The organism is Streptomyces fildesensis, from assembly GCF_016107395.1.
GTDB classification, from domain to species: Bacteria; Actinomycetota; Actinomycetes; order Streptomycetales; family Streptomycetaceae; genus Actinacidiphila; species Actinacidiphila fildesensis.
Window position 1 is genome coordinate 1 of sequence record NZ_JAAIKO010000283.1, and the last position, 255, is coordinate 255.

The window sequence follows — 255 nt, forward strand, 5'->3', positions numbered from 1 at the left end:
GTCCAAACAAAATATACGATAAACAACAACAGATCTGATATCTTGCTTGATTTAGGGTTTACTCCGTTAACAGACAAGAAAGCCAACTTCCACAAGAAGACCTATCAGCTGATGCAATAGCAATTATTCATGTAAGATCCCCAAGACGTCCTCATCGCGATACAAGTGATACTCCTTCTCGCCAAGCTTGACTTGGGTACCGCCGTACTCTGGAAGAAGAACAGTATCACCTTCGTTGAGAAAGGAAGGAATCAA

Annotated in this window: 1 protein-coding gene; it reads right to left on the bottom strand. The window is 42.0% G+C overall.

What is annotated here, in order from left to right; genetic code table 11:
* Positions 1 to 123: 123 nt before the first annotated feature.
* The gene (locus C6N31_RS46510; RefSeq protein ID WP_368860207.1) at positions 124 to 255 is read right to left on the bottom strand and encodes a co-chaperone GroES family protein; all 132 of its coding nucleotides are present in this window, start codon (positions 253 to 255) and stop codon (positions 124 to 126) included.